A 23,572-nucleotide genomic window follows, 5' to 3' on the forward strand; every position below is an offset into this window, starting at 1 on the left:
GCAGCACCGGGCCCACACTCGCAGCCAACAACGACGCTTTCTTTACGCCTTGCTGCAAACCTGATCAGCCACTTATCGCGGCCACACAGAATGGCCTTGAGGACACACATAATGGACGTCACCGCAACCTTGAGCTTGGGCGATCCGCTGGAACCCGCACGCAAGGCCACCGCGCAAATGCTGCAAGAGCGCGAGCGCACTTTTTCGCTGCCCCAGCCGTTTTACTCTGACCAGCGGCTGTTCGATATCGACATGCAAGAGATCTTCCAGAAGGAATGGTTGATCGCCGGCATGACCTGCGAAATCCCGGCCAAGGGCAACTACCTGACCCTGCAGATCGGCAAGAACCCGATCATCGTGATTCGTGGCGCCGAAGGCGTGGTGCATGCCTTCCACAACGTCTGCCGCCATCGCGGCTCGCGCCTGTGCACCAGCGACAAGGGCAAGGTCGCCAAACTGGTGTGCCATTACCACCAGTGGACCTACGAACTGGACGGGCGCTTGCTGTTCGCCGGTACCGAGATGGGCGCCGACTTCGACATGAAGCAGTACGGCCTCAAACCGGTGAACGTGAAGACCGCCGGCGGCTACATATTTATCAGCCTGGCCGAGAACCCACCGGCCATTGATGACTTTTTGTCGACGCTGAACCATTACATGGAACCCTACGACATGGAAAACACCAAGGTGGCGATCCAGACCACCTTGTTCGAAAAAGCCAACTGGAAACTGGTGCTGGAAAACAACCGCGAGTGCTACCACTGCAACGCCTCCCACCCCGAGTTGCTGAAAACCCTGCTGGAATGGGACGACGTCACCGACCCACGGGCCGACCAGGCCTTCAAGGACCACGTTGCCGCTTCAGCCGCCGCCTGGGACGCCGAGAAGATCCCTTACGCCCACGCCAGCTTCGGCCTGCGTAACCGCATCGTGCGCATGCCGCTGCTCAAGGGCACCGTGTCGATGACCCTGGATGGCAAGCAGGGCTGCAAGAAACTGATGGGCCGCATCAAGAACCCCGACCTCGGCTCGATGCGCATCCTGCACCTGCCGCACTCGTGGAACCACTGCATGGGCGATCACATCATCGTCTTTACCGTGTGGCCGATCAGCGCCCAGGAAACCATGGTCACCACCAAGTGGCTGGTGCACAAGGACGCTGTGGAAGGGGTGGACTACGACGTCGAGCGCATGCGCCAAGTGTGGGACGCGACCAACGACCAGGACCGGCGCCTGGCCGAAGAGAACCAGCGCGGAATCAACTCCACCGCTTACCAGCCGGGGCCGTACTCCAAGACCTATGAGTTTGGCGTGGTGAACTTTGTGGACTGGTACAGCGAGCGCATGCTGAACAACCTGGGGGCGGCACCGGCGCCGTACCTCAAAGGTGTCGCCGCACACGAGTAACCGACGCACCAGAGATCAAAAATGTGGGAGCAAGTCCGCTCCCACATTTGGATACTCATCTGTTCATAAATTGACCATCACCACTCCAGCCCGCTACTACCCTGCCCTCCAGCCATCGCCCAACAACTTATCCACAAACCCACCCACAGCAATTGTGGGCAACTGCCCTGTTCCCTCAAAATAAAACCAAGAAAATCCGTGACTTATTCAAAGCAGCGGGTTTTATCCAACATTGATCAGTTTTTAACCAGAAGCTCACAAGCCACGTTCTATATGGCCTGCAGAGGAACGCAAACACCTTATCCACAGAAGCGCCAACAGACTTTGGGGGCAACTTTACCCCTTCTGTGGAAAACCGCCGGCAACCGAGCAAAATCGAGGCTTTACGCGCGTAGATCGGTTGAAACAGCGACATTGATCATTTTTCAACCAACTTACTACAAGCCTTTATCCCTATGGCTTACAGCGGATAGCGAACATCTTATCCACAGAAGCACCAACAGACTTTGGGGGCAACTCTGAACTAGGCTATTTCCTTATCCACAGAAAAAGCCGAGCAAAAACCGTCGCTTAGGTTGGTTGTTTTTCGTACAGAGGGCTGCAGGGCTTGATTTCACTGGGGTGTGGACAACCGCGAACAGGTTATCCACAGGTGAACCAACAGGGATTGTGGGTAACCCCCAGTCGAGGGCTACGGGTACTGCATCAAGTAAGCTTTGCCGGTGACACCTAGCATCGGGTGCGGGGTTATCTGGCAACTGTCGACAATCCGAAAGCCATGGCGCTCATAGAACCTCAGGGCACCGGTATTGGCCGCATAGTCAATCAGGCTCAAGCCGATAAGCCCAAGGTGCTCGGCCCGCTGTCGGGCATGGTCGAGAAATTGCACGCCCAAGCCTTGGCCGCGCCAACCTTCGTGCAGCGCCAGGCTGGAAATATAAAGGGTATCGGGGATCTCCAGGTCCGCGTAGGGAGCAAGGACTGGATCGGTAACCGGCTCTGCATCCGGATCATGGCGCATGACATAACTGTGCATCATGCCCACCACCACGCCCTCTGATTCGGCGATCAGGCAATTTTCATAAGAGAAATCCACACCCGAGCGCGCATAACGGCTGGCGCCAACGTCCAGGAGTTCCTGGCCTGGCTCTGCGAGCTGGCTCCAGATGTAAGCCGCGGCTCCTTCTGAAGAGATCAGGAACAGACGCGCTATATCGCGGGCATCGGCGGGCACTGCCGCGCGGAATTTGACGGGCATGGGGCTGGATCCTTTGGCTGAAAATTTATTTATTTAAGCTCACACCCAGGCACTGGCAAAGGCTGGCATCGCGGTATGTATGTGCGATTATTTCAGCCCTAGCGAACCACACCCTCCTCAATCAGCAGCTTGAGAATTGCCTCAGCGCCCGCCTCAGGGCTTACCCCCTTAAGCACCTGCCCACCTCCGCCGCTGGCCTTGGCCGTGGCGGCCTTCATGCGGTCGGCGCCGCTCTTGGCCTTGATCACCTTGAGCCGCTTGGGCCGAGGCTTGGCCGGTTGCAGCACGGCGCCTGTGAATAACTCATCGTCCACCACCGCCACGTCGTGCTCCTGCAGCACGCCACGCTGGGCCGGGCCGTAGGCGCTTTGCCGCGGCTTGGGCCCGGCGTTATCCACCGTGGCCAGAAACGGCAGGCGCACTTTCAGGCGTCGCCGCTGACCACGAGGCAGCGCTTGCAGTACCTGGGCTACGCCGCTGTCGATGGACTCCACCTGAGCCAGGCCGACAATCAGCGGCCAGCCCAGTTGCTCGGCCAGCAGGAACGGCAACATCCCCGAGCCCTCGCCCGTTTCGGCCTGGCTGCCGGTAAGCACCACCTGCGCACCAGTGTCCCGCAGGTAGTCGCCGAGCACTGGCAGGGCATCGGCGCCGGCCGGTTGTTCCAGCACGTGTAACTGCGCCAGCCCCATGCCCAGGTAAGCACGCAGGGTCGGCTCGGCGATATCGCCGGCATGCAGCACTTGCAGGTTATCCCCAGCCAGTTGCAACCCCAGCTCGACGGCACGCGCATCCTGTTCGGCGCGGCGTGGCCGGCCGGAGGTCGGGTGGGCGCCTATGGATACCAGGCTGATTACATGGGTGGTCATGGCCATATCCTTTGTTTAAGCCGCATCGCGCTTGGCGCCGTTACGGTGGGCCTGGACCGCAGCAATCAAGGCCCGGAGAATGTCGCCGCTGTCGCCGATCACCGACAGGTCGGCGCGCTTGATCATGTCGCAACCCGGATCGAGGTTGATCGCCACCACCTTGTCGCAGGCACCGATGCCTTGCAGGTGCTGGATCGCCCCGGAAATCCCGACCGCCACATACACCCGGGCGGTGACCCAGATACCACTGGCACCCACCTGGCGATCACGAGCCATGAAGCCATCATCCACCGCCACCCGCGACGCACCTTCGGTAGCGCCCAGGGCCGCGGCCGTCTGATGGAACAAGTCCCAGTCCTTGACCCCATTGCCACCGGAGAAAATAAACTCGGCCTCGGCCATGGGAATCGCACCGGGATCCACTGCCACCGCACCCAGATCCTCGATACGCGGCAAGCTGCGCGCCAGGGCTGTGGATAACTCCACCGGCAACACTTCATGGCGCGTTTCGCTGACTGGATCGGCACATTCCACCGCAGCGAGGATCAGCCGTGGCAGCGGGCGCGCGAGGTCTTCCTGGCCCGCGCCGGCACGGCCGATGCACTCATTACCCTTGATCTGCCACACCCGGGTGGCCGGGCGCTCCTTGAGGCTCGCGGCAAAACGCCGCCCCAGTTCACCCCCGCCACTGCGGCTGTCGGGCAGCAGCCAATGACGCGGGCGGAACTGGTTATCCACAGCCCGCAGGCCATGGACCCGCTGCTCCGGTGAATAACCCTCGAATTCGTGGCCGTCGAGCACCAGCAGGCGATCCACGCCGGCCGTGTCGAAGGCACTTTCCTTATGTTCGCCAAACACCACCGCCAGCACCGCACCGTCGCTGCCGGCCAGTTGCCGCGCCAGGCCCAGCAAGTCGCGGTCGTGGCTGCTCAGGCGGCCGCCGACCATGTCCGGCACCACGTTGATGTAAAACGTCGGGGCTGGCACCTGGTGCAGCGGCAACTGCACTTGCGCCGCGGCCGTACGTTTGGTCGCACCGCCCTGCTGGGCGCCGCTGCGGTCGATCCGCTTGATGCCGTTGGGGCCGATAAAACCGATGCCATGCACATTTTTACGGATGATGCCGTTAGGCCCCATCCAGCTGTGCTGCTCCGGTTGCATCGCCGCGTGCAACGGGTGCAAGCGGTTGCGGGCGATCCATTCGGCCCGTGGATCGCGGCGGATAATGTCGCTCATCAGTGGACCTCCGCTGGTACACGTGTGTTCTTGGCCGGTGCAGCCTCTTCGAGCAAGGCATCCGCCACCAACTCGGCAATGTCCTTGATCAGTGGGCGGGGCTCGACCACCCCTTCGAGCATCGCCGTGCACTGTGGACAACCCACGGCTACCAGCTCGGCGCCGGTCTCGCGGATGTCTTCCATACGCATGTCGGGGATGCGCTGCTTGCCGGGAATATCAGTGATCGGCGCGCCGCCACCGCCACCGCAGCAACGGGAACGGAAACCCGAACGTTGCATCTCCTTGACCTCAATCCCCAGTGCCCGCAGCACTTGGCGCGGGGCCTCGTACTCACCGTTATAGCGCCCCAGGTAGCACGGGTCGTGGTAGGTCACGCTGTTGCCCTTGTGCTGGCCCAGGTTCAGCAGGCCTGCGTCGATCAGCTCGGCCATGTAGGTGCTGTGGTGCTGCACCTGGTAGTTGCCGTCGAAGGCGCCGTATTCGTTTTTCAACACATGGAAGCTATGGGGATCGCAGGTCACGATGCGCTGGAAGCGGTACTTGGCCAGGGTCTGGATATTGCGCGCGGCCAGCAGTTGGAACGTCGCCTCATCGCCCAGACGCCGGGCCACGTCGCCGCTGTCGCGCTCCTCCAGGCCCAGTACGGCGAAGTCGACCTTGGCCGCTTTCAGCACTTTGACGAAGGCGCGCAAAGTGCGTTGGTTGCGCATGTCGAAGGCGCCGTCGCCGACCCAGAACAGCACGTCGGTGGTTTGCTTGTCGCCGAGCAATGGCAGGTTCAAATCCGCCGCCCAGTTCATCCGCCCACCCGGGGCGAATCCGCCGGGGTTGTCGGTGGCGATCAGGTTCTCCAGGACTTCGGCGCCCTTGTTCGGCGTGGCACCTTTTTCCAGGGTCAGGTGGCGGCGCATATCAACGATGGCGTCTACGTGCTCGATCATCATCGGGCACTCTTCGACGCAGGCGCGGCAGGTGGTACACGACCACAATGTCTCGGCGTCCACCAGGCCATTGACGATCGGTTGGTGCGGATTGCCGCCGTGTTCGCCCACGGGCTTGCCGGGATACGGGCTGCCGGCGAACTTGGCATCAGTGCCGCCGGCCAGGCCGACCACCATGTCCTGGATCAGCTTTTTCGGGTTCAGCGGCTGGCCGGCGGCGAAGGCCGGGCACGCGGCTTCACACTTGCCGCACTGCACACAGGCGTCAAAACCGAGCAGTTGGTTCCAGGTGAAATCCTTGGGTTTCTCCACGCCCAGGGGCGCGTTCTTGTCGGCCAGGTCCAGCGGCTTCAAGCCGGTGGAACGGCCACCGCCAAAGCGTTCGGCGCGGCGGTGCCAGGCCAGGTGCAGGGCGCCGGCAAAGGCATGTTTCATTGGCCCGCCCCAGGTCATGCCGAAGAACATTTCCGACACGCCCCACAGCACGCCCACACCGAGCAGCGCGGCCAACAGCCAGCCACCGAAGTCGGCAGGCAGGAGCCCGGCCACCGGCAACGTCACCAGGAAGAAGCTCACCGAAAACGCCATCAGGCTTTTCGGCAGGCGCATCCACGGGCCTTTGGACAGCCGCGACGGCGGGTTGCGCCGGCGCAGATAGACGAAGGTGGCGCCGACAAACATCAGCACCGATGCCAGCAGCAAGGCGTAGCCGAGGATACGGTTATGCAGGCCGAAGCCGTGCACCAGGATCGCCAGCAACGCCGACAGCACAAAGCCCAGGGCCGTGGCGACGTGGGTGTTGGCGATATATTTGTCGCGGGCGACCACGTGGTGCAGGTCGACCATATAGCGCTTGGGCATGGCCAGCAGGCCACCCAGCAGGTCGACCTTGGCGGCACGGCCACGGCGCCACATATTCACCCGGCGCAGGGCGCCGAGGACGGCGAGGCCCATCGCTGCGAACAAAAGAACAGGAAGCAAGGTGTTCAACATGGTGAAGCTCCCACAGACCACACAGGTCTAATGTGGGAGCGGGCTTGCTCGCGAAGGCGGTGCATCAGCCACCGGATGTATCGACTGACACACCGCTTTCGCGAGCAAGCCCGCTCCCACATTTTTGACCGAGTCCACATTGGTTCGGTGTTGGGTCAGAAATCCTTGCACAGGCGCAGGGCGTCATAGATCGCAGCGTGGGTATTGCGCTGGGCCACGCAGTCGCCGATGCGGAACAGCAAGTAGCCCTCCCCCGGCTCGCTCAGGCACGGTTGCGGCTTGATCGCGAACAGCGCCTCAACGTCCATCTGCCCCTTGTTGCGCGCCCCTTGCTTGAGGGCGTAGTAGATTTCTTCGTCCGGACGCACGCCGTTCTCCACCACCACCTGGTCCACCACCCGCTCTTCCTTGGCGCCGGTGTATTCGTTCTCCAGCACGGCGATGAGTTTGTCGCCCTCGCGGTAGACCTTCTCCAGCATCATGTCGCCGGTCATGATCACTTCCTTGGGGTACATGCTGCGGTAGTAGGTCGGGAATGACGTACCGCCGATGGCCACACCAGGCTTGATATCGTCAGTGACGATCTCGACCTGGCAGCCCTTGTCGGCCAAAAAGTCCGCCACCGACATGCCGGTGAATTCGCAGATGGTGTCGTACACCAGCACGTTCTTGCCCGGCGCCACCTTGCCGTCGAGCACGTCCCAACTGCTGACCACCAGGCCTTCTGCCGCGCCCCAGTGTTCGTTCTGCTCGAGGAACGGGTGCCCGCCCACGGCCAGCACCACCACATCGGGACGCAGGTCGAGGATGGTCGCGGCATCGGCCGCCACGCCCAGGCGCAGGTCGACGTTCAGCCGCGCCAGTTCCAGCTGGAACCAGCGGGTGATACCGGCGATCTGGTCGCGCTGCGGTGCCTTGGACGCCGTGGTGATCTGCCCGCCGATAAAGTCTTTTTTCTCCAACAGGGTCACATCGTGGCCGCGCTCGGCAGCGACCCGCGCCGCTTCCATCCCGGCCGGGCCGGCACCGACCACCACCACTTTGCGCTTGGGCCCGGTGGATTTTTCGATGATGTGCGGCACGCCCATGTATTCACGGGAGGTCGCGGCATTCTGGATGCACAGCACGTCCAGGCCCTGGTACTGGCGGTCGATGCAATAGTTGGCGCCGACACACTGCTTGATCTGGTCGATCTGGCCCATCTTGATCTTGGCGATCAGGTGCGGGTCGGCCATGTGCGCGCGGGTCATGCCGACCATGTCCACATAGCCGCCTTCGAGGATGCGCGTGGCCTGGTTCGGGTCCTTGATGTTCTGCGCGTGCAGCACCGGGACCTTGACCACTTCCTTGATCCCGGCGGCCAGGTGCAGGAACGGCTCCGGCGGGAAACTCATGTTGGGGATCACGTTGGCCAGGGTGTTGTGCGTGTCACACCCCGAGCCAACCACGCCGATAAAGTCGAGCATGCCGGTGTCGTCGTAATACTTGGCGATCTGCTTCATGTCCTCGTGGGACAGGCCGTCCGGGTGGAACTCGTCGCCGCACAGACGGATGCCGACGCAAAAATCCGGGCCGACTTCTGCACGCACGGCCTTGAGCACTTCCAGGCCGAATTTCATCCGCCCCTCGAAGCTGCCGCCCCATTCATCGGTACGCTTGTTGACTCGCGGGCTCCAGAACTGGTCGATCATGTGCTGGTGCACCGCCGACAGTTCCACGCCATCCAGGCCACCGGCCTTGGCCCGAGCTGCGGCGCTGGCGTAGTTGCCGATCACCCGCCAGATTTCTTCCGGTTCGATGGTCTTGCAGGTCGCACGGTGTACCGGCTCACGCACGCCGGAGGGCGACATCAGGGTTGGCCAGTTGAAGCCGTCCCAACGCGAGCGACGGCCCATGTGGGTAATCTGGATCATGATCTTGGCGCCATGCTTGTGCATCGCGTCAGCCAGGTTCTGGAAGTGCGGGATGATGCGGTCGGTGGACAGGTTCACCGAACTCCACCACTCCTGCGGGCTGTCGATCGCCACCACCGAGGAGCCGCCACAGATCGCCAGGCCAATACCGCCCTTGGCTTTCTCTTCGTAATACTTCACATAACGCTCGGTGGTCATCCCGCCGTCGGTGGCATACACCTCGGCGTGGGCGGTACTGAGCACGCGGTTGCGGATGGTCAGTTTGCCGATCTGGATCGGCGCAAACATTGCTTCGAAAGCCATGGCACGGTCCTCGGCTTACAACGGCTTGACGGTGAACAAGCCGTCATCGTGGCCCTCTTCGGAGCCTCCGTAGACTTGTTCGGCGACAGTGCGGATCTGGCTGCCGCGCGCTTGCAGAATCTGGTCCATGGCGCCGGCAAACCAGCCGGTGAACATGTAGTCCACTTTGCGCCCGACCTTGCCGTACACATACACAAAGGCCGAGTGTTCGAGCTTGACGCTGGCAGTGCCTTTGTCGAGGTCGATGCCCTGGATCTTGAACAGGCCCCAGCCGCGCTGCGACAGGCGCTTCATGTAGTGCTCGAACACCGCGACGCCTTCCAGACCGTGGCATTCGGCTTCTTTTTCACACCAGTGCCAGGCCGATTTGTAGCCGGCCTTGTAGAGGATTTCGGCGTAGGCGTCAGCGCCCAGCACTTCCTCGATGCCCATATGGTTGTTGACGAAGAAATGGCGCGGCACGTACAGCATCGGCAGGGCGTCGGAGGTCCAGACACCGGTTTCGCTGTCGACTTCGATAGGCAATTGCGGGGCGATCTTGGCCATGGAAACTTAACTCCAGAAAATTCTTGGTAATGCCCCGGCGCGAATGGCCGGGGGAGAAAAAACGATGGCTTATTCGCCCCAGACGTCTTTCAACACGTTGACCCAGTTTTCACCCATGATCTTGCGCACCACGCGTTCGCTGTGGCCGCGCTTGAGCAGGGTCTCGGTCAGGTTGGGGAACTCGCCCACGGTACGAATGCCCAGCGGGTTGATGATTTTTCCGAAGCTGGTCAGGCGGCGGGCGTAGCCCTTGTCATGGGTCAGCATTTCGAAGAAATCCTGGCCATGGCCCTGGGTAAAGTCGGTGCCGATGCCGATGGCGTCTTCGCCAACGATATTCATGGTGTACTCGATGGCTTCGGCGTAGTCGTCGATGGTCGAGTCAATGCCCTTGGCCAGGAACGGCGCAAACATGGTCACGCCGACAAAACCACCGTGGTCGGCAATGAATTTGAGTTCTGCATCGGATTTGTTGCGCGGGTGCTCTTTGAGCCCGGACGGCAGGCAGTGGGAGTAGCACACCGGTTTTTTCGATTCGAGGATGACTTCTTCGGATGTCTTGGAGCCGACGTGGGACAGGTCGCACATGATGCCGACACGGTTCATCTCGCCGACGATTTCACGCCCGAAGCCCGACAGGCCGCCGTCGCGCTCGTAGCAGCCGGTGCCCACCAGGTTCTGGGTGTTGTAGCACATCTGCACCACGCCGACGCCGAGCTGCTTGAAGATCTCGACATAGCCGAGTTGGTCTTCAAAGGCATGGGCATTCTGGAAGCCGAAGATGATGCCGGTCTTGCCCTGCTCTTTGGCGCGGCGGATATCGGCGGTGGTCTTCACCGGGATCACCAGGTCGCTGTTCTCGCGGATCAGGGTCTGGCTGGCCACGATGTTATTGATCGTGGCCTGGAAGCCTTCCCACACCGACACCGTGCAGTTGGCGGCGGTCAGGCCACCCTTGCGCATGTCCTCGAACAGGTCGCGGTTCCACTTGGCAATGATCAGCCCGTCGATAACGATGCTGTCGGCGTGCAGTTCGGCTGGGCTCATCAGGCGTCCCCTTATTGGCGATTCATGCGCCGAATCGTCTGCCGGCGCTTTGGGGCCAGCATATGCCCAGGGGCTGACGGAGCCGGGTGCAAAAACGACAGGGGAATTGCCGAAAGCGTCAATCCACGACAAAGGGTGCACGGACGTGTCTGTCCTGCATCTGTTCTTTGGCCTACGCTTGAGCCAGAATTCGACCCATCCCCTGACATGAGAAGGCGCAATGAAACCGATTTTCCTGGCTTTGGTACTCCTCGCCACCGGCGTCCACGCGGCTGAAGACACCGACAGCACGCCGTGTGATGGCATCGAAAACGACAAACAGACCCTGGAATGCGCCTCCTACAACAAAACCACCGCCGAACAGCTGCTCAAGGATAACTACCAGAGCTTGCTGGAACGCATGGGCACTACCTACGCCAGCAACAAGGCACAGTTGGCAGACATCACCGCTCGTCTGAAGGATGCCCAGCAGAAGTGGGAAAAGTTACGGGATGCTGATTGCGCGGTGGATACCTTCCCGGCGGTGACCGGCACCCAGGCCTATGCCATTGCGCAGAATGACTGCCTGGCGCGGATGAGTGATGAGCGGTCGGAGTTTTTGGAGTCGATTGCCCAGGAATAAGCGACAATCGCGCCCATCCTTTTCTCTGAAACAAGGCTATCCATGACTCTCTGCGGCATCGAAATCAAAGGCAGCGAAGCCATTATCGCCGTTGCCGCCCAGGACCTGACCCACGTCGCCCTGGCCACCAAGAAAATCGCCCTCGAGGACGATGACGAGGCCGCCAACGTCAAAGCCTTTGCCCGCCAGGTGGCCGCGTTTGTGCGCGACAACGGCATCACCCGTATCGCGATCAAGAAACGCAGCAAGAAAGGCGAATTCGCCGGCGGCCCGACCACGTTCAAGATTGAAGGGGTATTGCAGTTGCTGGACGGCGTTGAAGTGACGCTGCTGTCGCCGCAGACCATCAATGCGCAGAACAAGAAGCATGACTTTGCATTGCCGGCGACGCTGAACAAGTATCAGCATGAGGCGTTTAAAGCCGCGTGCTCGGCCTTGGTAAAAAAATAAGCCCCACCACACATCCCATGAGGGAGCTGGCTTGCCTGCGATAGCGGCGGGTCAGCAACTTATCTGCCAACTGATACACCGCGATCGCAGGCAAGCCAGCTCCCACATGGGGTCGGCATATGCCCAATAGACTTACTCCACCTCCCGCCGCCGATCCTCTCGCGGGCACTTGGCAAACCGCGCCCGGTAGCTGCGGGTGAAATACGACGGCGACTCAAACCCACAGGCAATGCTCACTTCCAGCACGCTCATGCCGCTCTGGCGCAATAACTGCCGGGCTTTTTCCAGGCGCAGGCCAAGGTAGAAGTTGCTCGGGGTGTCGTTCAGGTGCAGGCGGAACAGGCGCTCCAGTTGTCGCCGCGTAACCTTGATCATCTGCGCCAGCACCAGGGTGCTCAGGGGCGGCTCGGTATGTAGCTCCATCTCGCCAATCACCTGCACCAGCTTCTGGTTGTTGATGCCGTAGCGCGTGGCGATCTGCATGCGCTGGTGGTCTTTGCGCGGGCGGATGCGGCCCAGCACGAACTGCTCGGAAACCTGGATCGCCAGCTCCGGGCCGTGGGCCTGGCTGATCAGGTCGAGCATCAGGTCGATGGACGCGGTGCCGCCGGCACAGGTGATGCGCCGGCGGTCGATCTCGAACAGTTCCTGGGTCACGGCCAGTGCGGGATAGGACTCTTTGAAGGCGTCGATGGCCTCCCAGTGCAGGGTCAGGCGGTAGCCGTCGAGCAGGCCGGCCTGGGCCAGGACGAAGCTGCCAGTGTCGATGGCGCCCAGGGTTACGCCGTCGTGGTCGAGACGGCGCAGCCAGTGCTCCAGGGCCGGAGTGGCGAATTCCAGCGGTTCGAAGCCGGCCACCACCAGTAGGGTCGCGCCTTTTTTCAGGGGCTCCAGCCCGGCGTCGGCATTGACCGACATGCCATTGCTCGCCAACACCGCGCCGCCGTCCGCGCTCAATACGTGCCAGCGATACAGTTCACCGCGAAAGCGGTTGGCCACGCGCAGCGGTTCGATGGCGGAAATAAAGCCGATGGCGGAGAACCCCGGCATCAGCAGGAAGTAGAAATCCTGGGACATGGTGCGCACTCGTGGGACGGGTAGCGTGGTCTGTGATACGCCAGTTCCATCGCCCATTCAAGGGCACAAGGTCGCTGCAGTGCAAAAGTGGGTCGCCACCGTGCGTTTTACCGGGCAGCAAGCTGGGTAACTTGGCTGCACGGCGCACAAAGACGCCGGAACCCACAATAACGACCTGCCGAGGGATCCATCATGAACCGACTGATCAGCCGCTGCGTGCTCGCACTCGGCGCCGTGTTGAGCACCAGCGCCTGGGCCGCCGATGCCGCCTCCTGTAAAAACGTGCGCATGGGCGTGGTGAACTGGACCGACGTGATCGCCACCAGCGCCATGACCCAGGTGCTGCTCGACGGCCTCGGCTACAGCACCAAGCAAACCAGCGCATCCCAGCAAATCATCTTCTCCGGCATTCGCGACCAGCGCCTGGACCTGTTCCTCGGTTACTGGAACCCGCTGATGACCCAGACCATCACACCTTTCGTCGACGCCGGGCAGGTCAAAGTCCTCGACGCGCCCAGCCTCAAGGACGCCCGCGCGACCCTCGCGGTGCCGACCTATCTGGCAGACAAGGGCCTGAAAACCTTCGCCGACATTGCCAAGTTCCAGAAAGAGCTGGGCGGCAAGATCTACGGCATCGAGCCCGGCTCGGGGGCCAATACCCAGATCAAGGCGATGATCGCCAAGAACCAGTTCGGCCTGGGCAAATTCCAACTGGTGGAGTCCAGCGAGGCCGGCATGCTCGCCGCCGTGGACCGCGCCGTGCGTCGCAAGGAAGCGGTGGTGTTTTTCGGCTGGGCGCCGCACCCGATGAACGTCAATGTGCAGATGACCTATCTGTCCGGCAGCGAGGACGCTTTGGGGCCCAACGAAGGTATGGCCACGGTCTGGACCGTCACCACCCCGACCTACGCCGAGCAATGCCCGAATGTGCACAAGCTGCTGACCAACCTGACCTTCACCGCCGCCGACGAGAGCCGGATGATGCAGCCGCTGCTGGAGCACAAGGATGCGTTCGAGTCCGCCAGGCAGTGGCTCAAGGATCACCCCCAGGACCAGCAGCGCTGGCTGGAAGGTGTGACCACCTTCGATGGCAAGCCGGCTGCGCAAAACCTGCAACTGAGCAGCAAATAACCTCTTTCAAATCACCGCTTCGCAGCTGATTCCGGCTGCGAACGGCATCACTACGCCCGCCTGTAAGGAACCTGCCCCATGAACCACGACGTCATCATCACCTGCGCACTCACCGGTGCTGGCGACACGACCGCCAGAAGCCCCCACGTGCCGGTCACCCCCAAGCAAATCGCTGCAGCAGCAGTAGAAGCGGCCAAAGCCGGCGCCACCGTGGTGCATTGCCATGTGCGCGACCCGCACACCGGCAAATTCAGCCGCGACGTAGCGCTGTACCGCGAACTGATGGAGCGCATCCGCGAGGCGGACATCGACATCATCGTCAACCTCACCGCCGGCATGGGCGGCGACCTGGAAATCGGCGGCGGCGAGCACCCCATGGAGTTCGGCCCCAACACCGACCTGGTCGGCCCATTGACCCGCCTGGCCCACGTCGAAGCGCTGCTGCCGGAAATCTGCACCCTGGACTGCGGCACCCTGAACTTCGGCGATGGCGACACCATTTACGTGTCCACCCCGGCCCAGCTGCGTGCGGGTGCCAAGCGCATCCAGGAACTGGGAGTGAAGGCCGAGCTGGAGATTTTCGATACCGGCCACCTGTGGTTCGCCAAGCAGATGATCAAGGAAGGCTTGCTCGATGACCCGTTGTTCCAACTGTGCCTGGGCATCCCGTGGGGCGCGCCGGCCGACACCACCACCATGAAAGCCATGGTCGACAACCTGCCTGCCGACGCGGTGTGGGCCGGCTTTGGCATCGGCCGCATGCAAATGCCGATGGCGGCGCAGGCGGTGCTGCTGGGCGGCAATGTGCGGGTCGGCCTGGAAGACAATTTGTGGCTGGACAAGGGCGTACTGGCGACCAATGGGCAACTGGTGGAGCGGGCCGGGGAGATCCTCAGCCGCCTGGGCGCGCGAGTGCTGACCCCGGCTGAAGGCCGAACCAGGATGGGCCTGACCAAACGCAGCTAATCCCCCTGCCGCAACCGGCTCCCACAATGAACCTCTTTAGCACTGGAAATTACCAAAATGAGCTTTATCACCGAAATCAAAACCTTCGCCGCCCTGGGCAGCGGTGTAATCGGCAGCGGCTGGGTGTCCCGCGCCCTCGCCCACGGCCTGGATGTGGTGGCCTGGGACCCGGCGCCCGGCGCCGAAGCCGCCCTGCGCAAGCGCGTCGCCAATGCCTGGGGCGCCCTGGAACAACAGGGCCTGGCGCCGGGCGCCTCCCAGGAGCGTCTGCGTTTTGTCGCGACCATCGAAGAATGCGTGCAAGACGCCGATTTCATCCAGGAAAGCGCCCCCGAACGCCTGGAACTGAAACTGGAACTGCACAGCAAAATCAGCGCGGCGGCCAAACCCGATGCCTTGATCGGCTCCAGCACTTCGGGGCTATTGCCCAGTGAGTTTTATGAAGGCGCCACGCACCCGGAACGCTGCGTGGTCGGCCACCCGTTCAACCCGGTGTACCTGCTGCCGCTGGTAGAAGTGGTCGGTGGCAAACACACCGCGCCCGAAGCAATCCAGGCCGCGATCAAGGTCTACCAATCTCTCGGTATGCGCCCGCTGCATGTGCGCAAGGAAGTCCCGGGGTTTATCGCCGACCGCTTGCTGGAAGCGCTGTGGCGTGAGGCGTTGCACCTGGTCAACGATGGGGTGGCGACCACCGGCGAGATCGACGATGCGATCCGCTTTGGCGCCGGCTTGCGCTGGTCGTTCATGGGCACATTCCTGACCTACACCCTGGCCGGCGGCGATGCCGGGATGCGGCATTTCATGGCGCAGTTCGGGCCGGCACTGCAGTTGCCGTGGACGTACCTGCCGGCGCCGGAACTGACCGACAAACTGATTGATGATGTGGTTGATGGCACCCGTGAGCAGTTGGGCAGCCATAGCATTTCGGCGCTGGAACGCTATCGTGATGATTGCCTGCTGGCGGTGCTGGAGGCGGTGAAGACCACCAAGCAAAAACACGGCATGAGCTTCGCCGAATAACGGCGGTTGATATCTGTGGGAGCAGGCAAGCCAGCTCCTGCAGTTGACCGAGCACAGATCTGGAATTGACGACATGCCCGCACTGACGACCTACACCACCAACATCCTCCCTGACTGGGTCGATTACAACGGCCACCTGCGCGATGCGTTTTACCTGCTGATCTTCAGCTACGCCACCGATGCATTGATGGACACCCTGGGCCTGGACAGCGACCACCGCGAAGCCAGCGGCCACTCGCTGTTCACCCTGGAACTGCACCTCAATTACCTGCACGAAGTGAAACTCGGCGCCGAGGTCGAAGTGCATACCCAGTTGATCGCCCATGACAACAAGCGCCTGCATCTGTATCACAGCCTGCACCTGGTGGGCGAAGAGCGGGAGCTGGCGGGCAATGAGCAGATGCTGCTGCATGTCGACCTGGCGGGGCCACGCTCGGCCCCCTTCAGTGAGGGGGTTGCACAGCGGTTGACGGCCATCAGCACCGAGCAATCAGACCTGCCCCGGCCGGCCCTGCTCGGTCGCGTCATCGGCCTACCCGGCAAATAAAAAAAGCCCCGATCAAGCCGTGACAGGATCGGGGCAGAGTGCTTTGTGCGAGCGTGCGGGCCGAGGGTGACCAAACCTTCATTCTGCTTGCTTGAAAACCAGTGTGCCCGCAACCACCCTCGGCAACTGGCCCGAAAACGACCTGCTCATAGTCGTTCCAGCCATCGCGTCATTCAGCCCTTGCCGACCCGCTGGCGGCCCACCAGAATCAAAGGCTCCCCTAACCAGGATGAACATCATGATGCACGCGGATTTGATTGATCAGGATGACCTGCTGAGCCAACTGCGCTCCCTGGGTTTCGAGGTGTCCAGCGGCGCCACCGCCGAGCAGGCCTGTGAATGCGCGGTACGCGGTTTGAGTGAGGCGCGGGCCAAGGCACTCAAGGGTATGGTCGAGCAGATGTACACCAGCAGCGCGACGATTCTGCCGGCGGTGCGCCAGGCGATTGATAAGCAGTTGTTGCCGGCCCTGATGCAGTTCAAACAGAATTCCGGGGCCTGATACATCGCTATCGTCGGCAAGCCAGCTCCCACATTTGAAGGTATTCACAGATCAAAATGTGGGCGCTGGCGTGCCGGCGATGCAGACGCCTCGGCCTACAGCCTTACACTGGCAAACGTCGACTCATTGCGCGCCTGGCTCAACGCCGACATCGGCCCGGCCAGCGGTGACAACACCAGCGCCTGCGGAATCGGCATCATCGCCACTTGCTGGGTGGTGTTGGAACCTACGCGCTCATCCCGTGGCGGAATGCCGAAGTATTCGCGGTAGCACTTGGAGAAGTGCGGCGTGGACACAAACCCGCACACCGAGGCCACTTCGATGATCGACATCGGCGTTTGCTTGAGCAACTGCCGGGCGCGGATCAGGCGCAGCTTGAGGTAGTAGCGCGACGGCGAGCAGTGCAGGTATTTCTGGAACAGCCGCTCCAGCTGACGCCGCGAGACGGCGACATAGACGGCCAATTCATCGAGGTCGATCGGCTCTTCCAGGTTGGCTTCCATCAGCGCGACGATTTCCTGCAGCTTCGGCTGATTGGTGCCGAGCATGTGCTTGAGCGGCACTCGCTGGTGGTCCTGCTCATTGCGGATACGTTCGTACACGAACATCTCGGAAATCGCCGCCGACAGTTCACGGCCATGGTCGCGGCTGATCAGGTGCAACATCATGTCCAGCGGCGCGGTACCACCGGAACTGGTGAAGCGATTGCGGTCGAGGGTGAACAGGCGCGTACTCATCGACACCCGTGGGAAGGCTTCCTGCATCGACGCCAGGCATTCCCAGTGCACGCTGCAATCAAACCCGTCGAGCAAGCCGGCGCAGGCCAGGGCCCAACTGCCGGTGCACACCGCGCCGAGGCGGCGGGACTGGCGCGCCTGGCTTTGCAGCCACGACACATGTTCACGGGTCACGGTGCGCTGGATACCCACGCCGCCGCAGACAATCACGGTGTCCAGGGCCGGGGCTTTGTGCATGGAGCAATCGGGGGTGATTTGCAGGCCATCGCTGGCCCATACCTGGTTGCCGTCGACGCTCAAGGTAGTCCAGCGATACAGCTCGCGGCCGGACAATTGGTTGGCCATGCGCAGTGGTTCCACTGCGGACGCCAGGGAAATCAGCGTGAAATTGTCCAGCAGCAAAAAGCCGATGGATTGAGGCGCACGGTTCTGGGGTTGGGCCCCGGAGTTGAACGACGTCATCGCGGTATCTCCTCACACAAAGCAGGTAATGGCCTCAGGCGAGGCTCTTGTTATTGCGCTCGTCATCCGTCAGGAGAGAGGCTTTGAATTGATAGAGCAAATGCCATGCCTAAAGTTGAATAGGTATTCAATAACTCCTGAAAACGACCTGTTGAGGTGTCTATATAAGCCCGCGCCCGGCGTGGGGATATGACTCGGAAAAAGCCTACGCTCAGGGTCTGTGAGCAGATCGGTAGCACTTGTGGGAAGGCGCTTTCAGGGCGTAGGAAAAGTGTGTCACCACACGCACAGGTGATGGGTGGTCGGAAGGGAAATCGTTTGGGGGCTACTTATCTGTTTGCGACGCGCTAAAAGGTGGCGTATCGGGGGTGGAGTGTTCACTTTATGAGCAGTGGGGTTTGACACACCACCATCGCGGGCAAGCCCCAATGCCAGTCAGTTAAACGCAGATCTCCTGTGGGAGCGGGCTTGCTCGCGAAAGCTGTGGGTCAGTCAACATCAATGTTTGCTGGGCCGACGTCTTCGCGGCGATGCGGCGATCCGACAAGCCCGCTCCCACATTTGATCTTCACTGCTTTGAGCATTGCGTTCGCTTAACACTCGACAGCACTCACCGCCAACCCACCCCGCGAGGTCTCCTTGTACTTGTCATGCATATCCGCGCCGGTATCGCGCATGGTGCGGATCACCCGGTCCAGGGAAATAAAGTGCTGGCCGTCGCCCCGCAGGGCCATCTGCGCGGCATTGATCGCCTTGACCGCGGCAATCGCATTGCGCTCGATACACGGCACTTGCACCAGGCCGCCCACCGGGTCGCAGGTCAGGCCCAGGTTGTGTTCCAGGCCGATTTCGGCGGCGTTGCACACCTGCTCCGGCGAGGCGCCAAGAATCTCTGCCAGCCCCGCCGCCGCCATGGCGCAGGCCGAACCGACTTCACCCTGGCAACCCACTTCGGCGCCGGAGATCGACGCATTCTTCTTGCACAGGATGCCGATGGCCGCCGCACCGAGAAAGTAGTCCACCACATTGGCCTCGGTGACTTCTTCGCTGAACTTCATAAAGTAATGCAGCACCGCCGGGATGATCCCCGCCGCGCCATTGGTGGGTGCGGTGACCATGCGCCCACCGGCGGCGTTTTCTTCGTTGACGGCCAGGGCGAACAGGTTGACCCACTCCATGGCGCTCAAGGTGGAGCCGATCACATTCGGCTTGCCCAGCTCCTGCAAACTGCGGTGCAACTTGGCGGCGCGGCGGCGCACATTCAAGCCGCCGGGCAGGATGCCTTCATGCTTGAGGCCTTGCTCGACACAGTCCTGCATGGCACGCCAGAGTTTCATCAGGCCGCTGCGGATTTCCTCCTCGGAGCGCCACACCTTTTCATTGGCCAGCATCAGGTCGGCAACCCGCAGGTTGTGGGTGTTGCATAACTGCAACAACTCCACCGCACTGGAAAAATCATAGGGCAGTTCGGTGCGGTCCATATCCGCCACTCCGCTGCGCGCCTGGGCCTCATCCACCACAAAACCGCCACCCACCGAATAGTAGGTATCGCGATGCAACTCGGTCTGGGCGCCGTAGACCACCAGGGTCATGGCATTGGGATGGAACGGCAGGTTTTCATCGATCAGGCGCATGTCCCGCGACCACACAAAGGGCACCGGCACACGGTTGTCCAGCAGCAGCGTCTGCGTCTCACGCAGGGTCTCGATACGCGGGCCGATCTGCGACGGATCAATCGCATCCGGCCACTCGCCCATCAGCCCCATGATCACTGCATTGTCGCTGCCATGCCCGATGCCGGTGGCCGACAACGAGCCATACAGCTGAACTTCGACGCGCTGCACCTGTTCCAAAAGAGCACGTTCACGCAAGTCCTGGACGAACAACGCCGCGGCCCGCATGGGGCCGACGGTGTGGGAACTGGACGGCCCGATGCCAATCTTGAACAGGTCGAAAACGCTGATAGCCATTGCGCGAAACTCCTCGATAGCACAGGCCAGGCGCAGTAACGCCTGGTGGCGGAGCTGCTACGCTCAAGTCGCCCAGATGGCGGCATCATCAAGCTTTCGTTGCGCCGTCCGGCGTCTGACACCGACATACCCATGCTCACCAGCGTCGTCCCCTCGCAATGGGGCGTAATCGCCGTTTTTTGCGGCGCAGATCGAGAAAAAGTGCAGTTTTGCCTGTGGAAAAACCTGTATGCGACGTCACCGACACTGGATACGACCATCCCTGTACTGGATGCGACCCACCCTGTAGGCGTCAGATTTTCACTGGTACATGATCAGTCTCGACTCGTTTGCAAGGTACCGAGGCTGCACGTTGCTCGCACGCCCCAACTGCAACACTTATAAGCGCGGTCTCGCACCGCCAGAAAAACACCAGGAGTCCAAACCCATGAAAGGTTCCCCCCCGTTGTTGTTGGCCGCCATGCTGAGTCTTCCCTTTGCGGCCCACGCTGCTGATCCCGAGCAGTGCAGCACCGTCAACTTCTCCGATGTCGGCTGGACCGATATCACCGTCACCACCGCCACCACCAGCGAAATCCTCAAGGGCCTGGGCTACAAGCCCCGGACCACGATGATTTCCGTGCCAGTGACCTACAAGTCCCTGGCTGATGGCAAGAACATGGATATCTTCCTCGGCAACTGGATGCCGACCATGGAAAACGACATCAAGCAGTACCGTGATGCCGGCACCGTGGAAACCGTGCGCGCCAACCTGGAAAACGCCAAGTACACCCTGGCAGTGCCACAAGCGCTGTACGACAAGGGCCTGAAGGACTTTGCCGATATCGCCAAGTTCAAGAAGGAGCTGGGCGGCAAGATCTATGGCATTGAACCGGGCAACGACGGCAACCGCACGATCCAGAGCCTGATCGACAAAAATCAGTTCGGCTTGAAAGACGCAGGTTTCAAGGTGGTCGAGTCCAGTGAGGCGGGGATGCTCTCGCAAGTCGAGCGCGCCACCAAACGGGAGCAGGCCATTGTATTCCTGGGCTGGGAACCGCACCCGATGAACACCCGGTTCAAGATGAAGTACTTGACTGGCGGTGACGATTCATTCGGCCCCAACTACGGCCAGGCCACCATCTACACCAACACCCGCAAGGGCTACGTGCAGGAGTGCAGCAACGTCGGCCAGCTCCTGAAAAACCTGGTGTTCACCCTCGACATGGAAAGCACCCTGATGGGTAACGTCCTCGACGACAAAATGAAACCCGACGCCGCCGCCAAGGCCTGGCTGAAGAAGAACCCGCAAGTGCTCGACACCTGGCTCGCCGGGGTCACCACCCTTGATGGCAAACCAGGACTTGCCGCCGTAAAAGCCTACCTCGACAAGTAACCGCTGACCCTGGGCCGGCGCGCCGGCCCAGGATGTTTCCCTCTTCGCATGTGGACATTCACTACCATGCTGACTGAACAGAAAATCCCACTAGGCCAGTACATCGCTGCCTTCGTCGAATGGTTGACGCAGAACGGCGCCGATTATTTCGACGCGATCGCATCGACACTGGAAACGATGATCCACGGCGTGACGTTTGCGCTGACCTGGTTCAATCCGCTGGCATTGATCGGTCTGATTGCGCTGCTTGCTCACTACATTCAACGTAAGTGGGGGCTGACTGTATTTGTGATTGCCTCCTTCCTGCTGATCCTCAACCTGGGGTACTGGCAGGAAACCATGGAGACCCTGGCCCAGGTGCTGTTCGCCACCCTGGTCTGCGTGGTCATCGGTGTGCCGCTGGGCATTGTTGCCGCGCACAAACCGATGTTCTACACCGTGATGCGCCCGGTGCTCGACTTGATGCAGACCGTGCCGACCTTTGTTTACCTTATCCCGACCCTGACCCTCTTCGGGCTGGGTGTGGTGCCTGGCCTGATCTCCACGGTGGTGTTCGCGATTGCCGCGCCGATCCGCCTGACCTACCTGGGCATCCGCGATGTACCGCAAGAGTTGATGGATGCCGGCAAGGCCTTTGGCTGCTCGCGCCGCCAGTTGCTCTCGCGCATCGAACTGCCCCACGCCATGCCGAGCATCGCTGCCGGTATTACCCAATGCATCATGCTGTCGTTGTCGATGGTGGTAATCGCGGCCCTGGTGGGCGCCGACGGCCTCGGCAAACCCGTGGTCAACGCGCTGAACACCGCCGACATTGCCCTGGGCTTTGAAGCCGGCCTGGCGATTGTGCTGCTGGCCATCATGCTCGACCGCATCTGCAAACAACCCGACGCCAAAGTAGGGGGTGATGCATGAGCATTATCCGATTCGACAATGTCGATGTGATTTTTTCCAAAGACCCACGCGAAGCCCTCAAGCTGCTGGACGAGGGAATGCACCGCAATGAAATCCTGAAGAAGACCGGGCAGATCGTCGGCGTGGAAAAGGCCAGCCTGGATATCGAGAAAGGCGAGATCTGCGTGCTGATGGGCCTGTCCGGCTCCGGCAAATCCAGCCTGTTGCGCTGTATCAACGGCCTTAACACCGTGAGCCGTGGCCAGTTGTTTGTCGAACATGAAGGACGCCAGATCGACATCGCCTCATGCACCCCGGCAGAGCTGAAAATGATGCGCACCAAGCGCATCGCCATGGTGTTCCAGAAGTTCGCCCTGATGCCCTGGCTGACCGTGCGTGAAAACATCAGCTTTGGCCTGGAAATGCAGGGCCGCCCCGAAAAGGAACGGCGCAAGCTGGTGGACGAGAAGCTTGAGCTGGTGGGCCTGACCCAATGGCGCAACAAGAAGCCCGACGAACTTTCGGGCGGCATGCAACAGCGCGTCGGCCTGGCCCGCGCCCTGGCGATGGACGCCGATATCCTGCTGATGGACGAACCCTTCTCGGCCCTCGACCCGCTGATCCGCCAAGGCCTGCAGGATGAGTTGCTGGAGCTGCAACGCAAACTGAGCAAGACCATCGTGTTCGTCAGCCACGACCTGGATGAGGCGCTGAAGCTGGGTAGCCGGATCGCGATCATGAAAGACGGCAAGATCATCCAGTACAGCGTGCCGGAAGAGATTGTGCTGAACCCGGCGGACGACTATGTGCGCACCTTCGTCGCCCATACCAACCCGCTGAACGTGTTGTGCGGCCGCAGCCTGATGCGCACCCTGGACAACTGCAAGCGGGTCAACGGCTCGGTATGCCTGGATCCGGGCGGCGATTCGTGGCTGGACCTGGCCGAAGGCAACACCATCCAGGGCGCACGGCAAAATGGCGTGGCAATGAACCTGCAGAACTGGGCGCCGGGGCAAGCCGTGGAAGGCCTGGGGCGGCTACCGACCTTGGTGGATTCGAATATCGGCATGCGCGATGCCTTGCAGATTCGCTACCAGACCGGCAACAAGCTGGTGCTGCACGACAACAACAAAGTGGTGGGGATTCTGGGGGACAGCGAGCTGTACCACGCCCTGCTGGGCAAGAACCTGGGCTAAAAGGCAACACAAAACAAATGTGGGAGCGGGCTTGCTCGCGATTGCAATGTATCAGTCAATGAACCTGGTACTGATACACCGCAATCGCGAGCAAGCCCGCTCCCACA

Annotated in this window: 21 protein-coding genes; 11 read left to right on the forward strand and 10 right to left on the reverse strand. The window is 61.3% G+C overall.

Going from position 1 to position 23,572, the window contains the following annotated elements; translation table 11 throughout:
• Positions 1 to 111: 111 nt before the first annotated feature.
• The gene (gene gbcA / locus PSH73_RS24285) at positions 112 to 1,407 is read left to right on the forward strand and encodes a glycine-betaine demethylase subunit GbcA (protein WP_057440265.1); all 1,296 of its coding nucleotides are present in this window, start codon (positions 112 to 114) and stop codon (positions 1,405 to 1,407) included.
• Positions 1,408 to 2,098: 691 nt separating this feature from the next.
• On the opposite strand, the gene PSH73_RS24290 is transcribed toward gbcA, so the two are convergent.
• The 7 genes from PSH73_RS24290 to PSH73_RS24320 all read right to left on the reverse strand — a co-directional run bounded on the left by PSH73_RS24290 (position 2,099) and on the right by PSH73_RS24320 (position 10,516).
• On the reverse strand, positions 2,099 to 2,665 hold the full coding sequence (locus tag PSH73_RS24290) for a GNAT family N-acetyltransferase (RefSeq protein ID WP_186624946.1): 567 nt from the start codon (positions 2,663 to 2,665) through the stop codon (positions 2,099 to 2,101).
• Positions 2,666 to 2,763: 98 nt separating this feature from the next.
• Positions 2,764 to 3,534, reverse strand: coding sequence for an electron transfer flavoprotein subunit beta (locus PSH73_RS24295; RefSeq protein WP_057440263.1), 771 nt, complete (start codon positions 3,532 to 3,534; stop codon positions 2,764 to 2,766).
• 15 nt (positions 3,535 to 3,549) lie between these two features.
• Positions 3,550 to 4,770, reverse strand: coding sequence for an electron transfer flavoprotein subunit alpha/FixB family protein (locus tag PSH73_RS24300; RefSeq protein ID WP_198800058.1), 1,221 nt, complete (start codon positions 4,768 to 4,770; stop codon positions 3,550 to 3,552).
• Entirely contained in the window at positions 4,770 to 6,707 is a 1,938-nt protein-coding gene (gene dgcB / locus PSH73_RS24305; protein WP_198800057.1) for a dimethylglycine demethylation protein DgcB, read from the reverse strand. The genes PSH73_RS24300 and dgcB overlap by 1 nt, the downstream gene beginning before the upstream one ends.
• 155 nt (positions 6,708 to 6,862) lie before the next feature.
• Positions 6,863 to 8,923, reverse strand: a complete 2,061-nt coding sequence (gene dgcA, locus PSH73_RS24310) for a dimethylglycine demethylation protein DgcA (protein WP_057960840.1) — start codon at positions 8,921 to 8,923, stop codon at positions 6,863 to 6,865.
• A gap of 15 nt (positions 8,924 to 8,938) precedes the next feature.
• Complete coding sequence (locus PSH73_RS24315; protein WP_305461532.1) at positions 8,939 to 9,469, reverse strand: DUF5943 domain-containing protein; 531 nt, start codon at positions 9,467 to 9,469, stop codon at positions 8,939 to 8,941.
• Positions 9,470 to 9,538: 69 nt separating this feature from the next.
• The gene (locus PSH73_RS24320) at positions 9,539 to 10,516 is read right to left on the reverse strand and encodes a dipeptidase (RefSeq protein WP_032858660.1); all 978 of its coding nucleotides are present in this window, start codon (positions 10,514 to 10,516) and stop codon (positions 9,539 to 9,541) included.
• Between the two features lie 220 nt (positions 10,517 to 10,736).
• Between PSH73_RS24320 and PSH73_RS24325 the strand changes: the two genes are divergently transcribed.
• A complete protein-coding gene (locus PSH73_RS24325) occupies positions 10,737 to 11,138 on the forward strand; it encodes a lysozyme inhibitor LprI family protein (RefSeq protein WP_057440260.1) in 402 nt (133 codons plus the stop codon).
• 42 nt (positions 11,139 to 11,180) lie between these two features.
• Positions 11,181 to 11,588, forward strand: coding sequence for a DUF3010 family protein (locus PSH73_RS24330; RefSeq protein WP_057960842.1), 408 nt, complete (start codon positions 11,181 to 11,183; stop codon positions 11,586 to 11,588).
• 132 nt (positions 11,589 to 11,720) lie between these two features.
• On the opposite strand, the gene PSH73_RS24335 is transcribed toward PSH73_RS24330, so the two are convergent.
• Positions 11,721 to 12,665, reverse strand: coding sequence for a GlxA family transcriptional regulator (locus tag PSH73_RS24335; RefSeq protein ID WP_305461534.1), 945 nt, complete (start codon positions 12,663 to 12,665; stop codon positions 11,721 to 11,723).
• A gap of 192 nt (positions 12,666 to 12,857) precedes the next feature.
• Between PSH73_RS24335 and PSH73_RS24340 the strand changes: the two genes are divergently transcribed.
• The 5 genes from PSH73_RS24340 (at position 12,858) to PSH73_RS24360 (ending at position 16,834) form a co-directional block, all read left to right on the forward strand.
• Positions 12,858 to 13,796: a choline ABC transporter substrate-binding protein gene (locus PSH73_RS24340; RefSeq protein ID WP_057440257.1), complete on the forward strand. Its 939-nt coding sequence runs from the start codon at positions 12,858 to 12,860 to the stop codon at positions 13,794 to 13,796.
• A gap of 78 nt (positions 13,797 to 13,874) precedes the next feature.
• Complete coding sequence (locus PSH73_RS24345; RefSeq protein ID WP_057444316.1) at positions 13,875 to 14,762, forward strand: 3-keto-5-aminohexanoate cleavage protein; 888 nt, start codon at positions 13,875 to 13,877, stop codon at positions 14,760 to 14,762.
• Positions 14,763 to 14,819: 57 nt separating this feature from the next.
• Positions 14,820 to 15,785, forward strand: coding sequence for an L-carnitine dehydrogenase (locus tag PSH73_RS24350; protein ID WP_057440255.1), 966 nt, complete (start codon positions 14,820 to 14,822; stop codon positions 15,783 to 15,785).
• Between the two features lie 73 nt (positions 15,786 to 15,858).
• Positions 15,859 to 16,332 carry a thioesterase family protein gene (locus PSH73_RS24355; RefSeq protein ID WP_057440254.1) on the forward strand — a complete coding sequence of 158 codons (474 nt, stop codon included), beginning with the start codon at positions 15,859 to 15,861 and terminating at the stop codon, positions 16,330 to 16,332.
• A gap of 238 nt (positions 16,333 to 16,570) precedes the next feature.
• The gene (locus PSH73_RS24360; RefSeq protein WP_057440253.1) at positions 16,571 to 16,834 is read left to right on the forward strand and encodes a hypothetical protein; all 264 of its coding nucleotides are present in this window, start codon (positions 16,571 to 16,573) and stop codon (positions 16,832 to 16,834) included.
• A 95-nt stretch (positions 16,835 to 16,929) separates the two neighbouring features.
• Here PSH73_RS24360 and PSH73_RS24365 read toward each other — a convergent pair whose 3' ends face one another.
• Positions 16,930 to 18,033, reverse strand: coding sequence for a GlxA family transcriptional regulator (locus tag PSH73_RS24365; protein WP_029300670.1), 1,104 nt, complete (start codon positions 18,031 to 18,033; stop codon positions 16,930 to 16,932).
• A 593-nt stretch (positions 18,034 to 18,626) separates the two neighbouring features.
• Positions 18,627 to 20,003, reverse strand: a complete 1,377-nt coding sequence (locus PSH73_RS24370) for an L-serine ammonia-lyase (RefSeq protein WP_057440252.1) — start codon at positions 20,001 to 20,003, stop codon at positions 18,627 to 18,629.
• 427 nt (positions 20,004 to 20,430) lie between these two features.
• Between PSH73_RS24370 and PSH73_RS24375 the strand changes: the two genes are divergently transcribed.
• From PSH73_RS24375 to choV, 3 genes are all read left to right on the forward strand, one after another.
• A complete protein-coding gene (locus PSH73_RS24375; protein WP_057960844.1) occupies positions 20,431 to 21,378 on the forward strand; it encodes a choline ABC transporter substrate-binding protein in 948 nt (315 codons plus the stop codon).
• 66 nt (positions 21,379 to 21,444) lie between these two features.
• Entirely contained in the window at positions 21,445 to 22,290 is an 846-nt protein-coding gene (gene choW / locus PSH73_RS24380; RefSeq protein WP_057440251.1) for a choline ABC transporter permease subunit, read from the forward strand.
• The gene (gene choV, locus PSH73_RS24385) at positions 22,287 to 23,465 is read left to right on the forward strand and encodes a choline ABC transporter ATP-binding protein (RefSeq protein ID WP_029300678.1); all 1,179 of its coding nucleotides are present in this window, start codon (positions 22,287 to 22,289) and stop codon (positions 23,463 to 23,465) included. The genes choW and choV overlap by 4 nt, the downstream gene beginning before the upstream one ends.
• Positions 23,466 to 23,572 lie beyond the last annotated feature (107 nt).

The organism is Pseudomonas sp. FP2294 (genome assembly GCF_030687625.1).
GTDB lineage: Bacteria > Pseudomonadota > Gammaproteobacteria > Pseudomonadales > Pseudomonadaceae > Aquipseudomonas > Aquipseudomonas shahriarae.